General features: G+C 73.7%; 2 protein-coding genes. One reads left to right on the plus strand and one right to left on the minus strand.

Annotated elements, in window-relative coordinates; all coding sequences use genetic code 11:
* Positions 1-4,293, minus strand: a 4,293-nt coding sequence (locus AC5LSR_RS05105; RefSeq protein WP_493468206.1) for a pentapeptide repeat-containing protein, incomplete at its 3' end; no start/stop codon positions are given.
* Between the two features lie 148 nt (positions 4,294-4,441).
* Between AC5LSR_RS05105 and AC5LSR_RS05110 the strand changes: the two genes are divergently transcribed.
* On the plus strand, positions 4,442-5,172 hold a 731-nt coding region (locus AC5LSR_RS05110), incomplete at its 3' end, for a DUF8612 domain-containing protein (protein ID WP_493468207.1).

A 5,172-nucleotide genomic window follows, 5' to 3' on the forward strand; every position in this document is an offset into this window, starting at 1 on the left:
GTCGGGGGAGAACGCCACCGCGTACTGGGGCGATGCCGCTGGCCGTGGCATCACCTGCGCCCGGTCTCGCCCGGCGAGCGCTGCCGTGGCCAGTTCGGGCGCGTCCACGGCGGGGCCGAGCCGGCCGCCGAGAAAGGCGGCCCGTGACCAGTTGCTGCCTGTCAGTGTCGCCCCGGTGAGATCCGTGTCGACGAAGCGGGTGCCGCTGAGGTCGGCGCCGGTCAGGTCCACCCCGGTGAGCTCGGCCCCGGTCACCCGCGCCTGCCGCATCGACGCGCCGGTCAGGTCGGCCGCGCGCAGGACTCCGCCGGAGATCCGGGCGCCGTCGAGGTCCACCTCATGGGCCACCACCCCCTCCGCCGCGACATCACTCAGCGTCGCCCCGGTCAGCCTCGCCTCGGACAGGTCCGCGCCGTCGAGCCTGGTGCCCTTCAGGGAGGCGCCGGCGAGCACCGCCGCCCGCAGGTCGGCGCCGCGCAGGTCGGCGCGGTCGAGCCGGGCGTCGGTCAGGTTCGCCCGCCGCAGGTCGGCATCGCGCAGGTCCTGGCCGGACAGGTCCTCGCCCGCGAGGTCGGCACCGGCCAGGTCCGCCCCCGTCCGCAGCCGGACACCCAGCCGCCGCGCGACCAGCTCCGCGTTCGCCTTCGCCACCGCGGGCGCCGCCGCATCGGTGACGGTGTTCTGCGCCCAGCGGGCCGCCGCGTCCCGGCCGGCCAGGTCGGTGAAGAAGTCGGCCATCAGCTCCGACATCTTCTGCGCCGCGAGCAGATCGCCGGCATGGCCACCGCGGCCGGCCGGCGCCGTGAGCACACGGGCGATCTCGGCCGCGACCAGGTACTCCATCACCGACTGGTGGATGAAGGCGAACCGGCCGTCGGCGTCGCGGCGCAGCGCGGTGCCGGAACCGAGCAGGTGGGCGGTCTCGTCCGCGGTGCGGCTGCGTGGGTCGCGCATCGACCGGAGCACGTGGCCGGCGATCTCGGTCAGCCTGGCCACGCCGACGAAGGCCGCGCCGTCCCGCCACAGCGTGACGGCGAGTTCGGTGACGGCGGCCCCCCGTTCGTCGACCGTCAGCTCCCGTGACCGGGTGTGCTCGTAGGCCAGCCACTGGCCGATCAGCTCCCGGTACAGGTCGGCGGCGGTCACCGTGCCGGATGCGCCGTCCGGGCCCTCTGCCGGCTCCTTGGCCGGACCGGCGGTCCCGGCGCTGGCGCCGCTGGCAGCGCCGGGACCGCCGGCGCCGGCCTCACCGGTGACCTCGCCGGTAGCGGTGCCAGCGGGGAGCCGGCGCGCCCGGCGCAGCCGGTCCTCGTCCAGGTCGGCGATGAACGACAGCAGCCGCGGGTTGTGCGCCAGATCGGGGAGGTCCCGCACCTCCTCGATCAGGGCCAGGCGGTCCGCCGCCAGCCGCCGCGCCTCGGCACGGCGGGAGCCGGGATCGGGCAGCTTCTGGGACAGCGCCCGGTCGTAACGCCCGACCAGGAAATCATGGATCTGCCCGGAGGTGAACTCGGTCAACCGGACGATGTACCGGCCGAACGTGCGCGCGACCTTCTCCCCGGTCTTCTTCAGCACCTCGTCGTCGGTCAGGAAGAACTCGGCCCGGCTCGTCACGAGGATCTTCGCCTGGCCGGCGGCCGCCGGGGTATCGGGGCCGGCCCGGCCGTCGAGGGCGTCCAGCAGGGCGTCCAGGTCCTCCACCGCGCGTTCGTAGGTGACGCGGGCGGCGAGCTCGTCGAAGCCGTCGCAGATCAGCACCAGCCGGCCCCGGCCCAGCATGTAGCGGAAGGCGTCCAGGTCCGGCCGGCGGACCGCCGACTCCACCAGATGCTGGGCGACGAGCTGGTCGAGCTCCAGCGACTTCTCCAGCCTGCCCAGCTCGATCAGCATCGGGTCCACGTGCGGCAGGTGGCCGGGCAGCTTCAGGGCGAGCTCGTGGGTGAGGAAGGTCTTGCCGTACCCGGGCTCGCCGAGCACGAGGACGAACCGGGCCTCGTCCGTGGTCAGCCACTCGATGATCTGGTCGAGGGCGGTGCCGGGCACTGTGTCGGGCACTGTGCCCGGCACAGTGTCGGGCGTGCGGCCGACACGGCGGATGCGCTGCGGCACGTACAGCTCGGGCGGGTAGTTCACGTCGGTACGCAGCCGGACGGTCTGCCGGCGGACGTAGTCGCGCAGGTCCAGCACACCCTGGTATTCGGGCCTACTCAGCAGCGTCATGCCGAGCCGCTCGGCGTGGGCGACCAGGCCCGGCGCGGCCTGCGCCCCGGTGTAGACGAGGTCGGTGAACACGCCCGGGTGGGCGGCCAGGTAGCCGTGCCGGACGGTCCGCGCGAACTCGTCGACCCCGGCCGCGTCCGCGTCGCCGTCGAGCAGGCCGACGATCCGGTGCTCGACGATGCGCCCCTCGGCGCGCCACAGCCGCAGATGGGCGGGCGGCCCGCCGTCTCCCGCCGCCTTCTCGACCCGATCGACCCTCGCGTCCGGATGGCGCAGGCGGGCCACCTCGGCGATCTCGTCCAGCAGGTCGGGTGGCCGCGGCCCGGCCGGCTCGCCGTAGCGCCGCTCGCCGGACGGGCCGTCGTCGTCCAGGAAGGGCCCGTCGGGAGATCTCCCGTCCGGGAAGCGGCCGTCCCGGCGCCAGCCGGAGCGGTACCGTCCTGGCTCGCTCTCCCCACCGCCATCCCCCGCCGGGCGCGGGAACGCCGCGTGCACGGACCGGAACTCGTGCCGGGTGCGCACCGACCAGGAGCCGCCGGCCGGGTCGATCCGCGGGTCGCCCGTCCAGCGTCGCTGGTCCGGCTCGTAGCGGCGGGCGTACCGGGTGAACCCGGCCCGGTCGATGCGGATCAGCTGGTACTGGTTCGCCACCTCGGACGGCCGGGCGGACGCGGCGGCCGCCGCGCTGCCCGTGGACACCACCGGCAGCCCGGAGACCGGCAGCGAGCCGGCCCGGCCGTCGTGGGTGTGACCGTGCAGGAGCAGGTTCAGGTGGGGCCCGAGGATCCTGTCCAGGTCGTCGGCGTCGCGCAGGTTCTCGTCGTCCGAGGCCGCGCCGCGGACCGGGTTGTGGTGCACCGCGCCGATCCGCAGCCAGCCGTCGCGCTCGTAGCGGCGCAGCGCCTCGGCGACCGCGCGGAGCTGGCGCTCGCCGAGCCAGCCGTAGTGCTCCTCGTGCGTCTCGGCCATCGTCGAGTTCAGCCCGGCCACGACGACCCCGCGGCCGTGGACGGGGATCTCGAACAGCGACCACTCGGCGTTGACCTGGAACCCGGTCGTCGCGTCGTCCCCGTAGAACCGCCGGAGCAGGTCGGCGAAGAACTCCCACTTCGGCCAGTACGGCGGTTCCGGCCGTCGTCCGTACGCCTGCTCGCGCAGGAAAGAGGACTGGCAGAGCAGCCAGTTGACGTCGTGGTTGCCGGGGACGAGCGCGAACCGGCCGCGGTCGAGCCCCAGGCTGTCCGCCAGCGCGACGAGGAAGTCGTACACCTGGTCGAACTCGGCCTCGGTGCCGGTCTCGGCCAGGTCGCCGGTGACCACGACGAGGTCGGGGCGCAGCCCCTCGGTCACGGCCCGCTCCCGCAGGTCGTCGTGCAGGCGTCCGAACAGCGACGAGCGGGCCCGGTCGGCCTCGGTCAGCCCGGTCCTGCCGAACACATGGTTCGCCCCGAACTGGGTGTCGGAGATGTGCAGCACCGTGACGGCCTGCTCAACGTTGCTTGGCCTGGTGCTGGCTGGCCTGGTGCTGGCTGGCCTGGTGCCGGCTGGCCCGGTGCCAGCTGGGCCGGGGAACGCGGGCGGGCCGGCTGGGCCGGGGAAGAGCGGGGCGGCGGTGGGTTTAGCCCGGCCCTCGATGGAGCCGGTGATTCCCGTCAGCAGCGCGTCGGTGGCGGCCGTTTCGCCGAGGCCCACCAGGTCGATGTAGGTGATCGACCGCAGCAGCCCGTCCGGCTGGCACTCCGCGACCCGCACGGGGACGATCCGGCGCGCGCGTCCCTGTGGGTCGTTCGGCCAGAGCGTCTGCCACTCGGCGTTGCCGTACTCGGATTCGTCCAGGTAGGTGGGGGAGAGGATGGCTACCACCCGGGCCGACGCCGGCAGCGTGCGATGCATACTGGCCACCCGGCTCGTGCCGGCGACGATGTCCCACGCCTGTAAGAACGTGCGCGCGGGCCGCCCGTCGATCCGCACCCGTGCCTCGAGCTGCCAGGCGATCCATGCCGCCCAGGCGGCGTCCGCGCCGGTATGGCTGATGAAGAAGTCGCAGTCACGACCGTCGCCGGATCCCGCCATGTCAGGCTTCTCTTCCCCCGTGCCTCATGGGAAGAAGAATGTCACGATCCGCGCCGGCGGCGGCCGGCGGTGTGCCCGCAGCCCGCCTGCGGCCCGCCTGGCCCACGGCCCCCGCCTGGTCGACGACGATCCGCGTCCGGGACGATTCGTGCTGACCGGTTCCTCACAGGCGGACCTCACCGCCTCGGGCTGGCCCGCGACCGGCCGGATCGTCCGACTGGCCATGTATCCGCTCGTCGGCCGGGAACGCCACGGCGACCCGGCCTCGCCATCCCTGGTCGATCGGATCGTCAGCGGTGGCGCGGACGCCCTCGCCGGCCCCGCCGCCGGCTGGGACCTGCACGGCTACCTGGCGGAGGCACTTACCAGCGGCTGGCCCGAAGCGCTGCGGGCCCCGACCGAACGAGCCCGCGACCGCTGGTTGACCGGATACGTCGACCATCTGGCGACGCGGGAAGCGCCGTCGCTCGGTGTCGCGAGAGATCCCCTGCGCATGCGGAGATATCTCCGGGCGATAGCCGCGAACACCGCCGGCGTGCCGACTCACAAGCTGCTCTACGACGCCGCCGGCATCGACCGGGAGACCGCGGTCGGCCAAGATGATCTTCTTGGCACTCTTATGGTCACCGACCGGGTCCCGGCCTGGGCGGGCAGCCGCATGGACCGCGCCGTCCGACTGCCCAAGCGCTACCTCATCGATCCCGGTCTCCTCGGCCCGCTGCTGCGTATCGACCACCGCCGTGCGCTTTGTGACGGTGACCTCCTGGGACGTGTCCTCGACACACTCGTCGCCACGCAACTGCGCGCCGAGTGCGCCCTCAGCGTCGTCGGCGCCGACATGTTCCACCTGCGCGGCGCCAACGGCCGTCGCGAGATCGA

The organism is Protofrankia sp. CiP1_Cm_nod4, assembly GCF_982290645.1.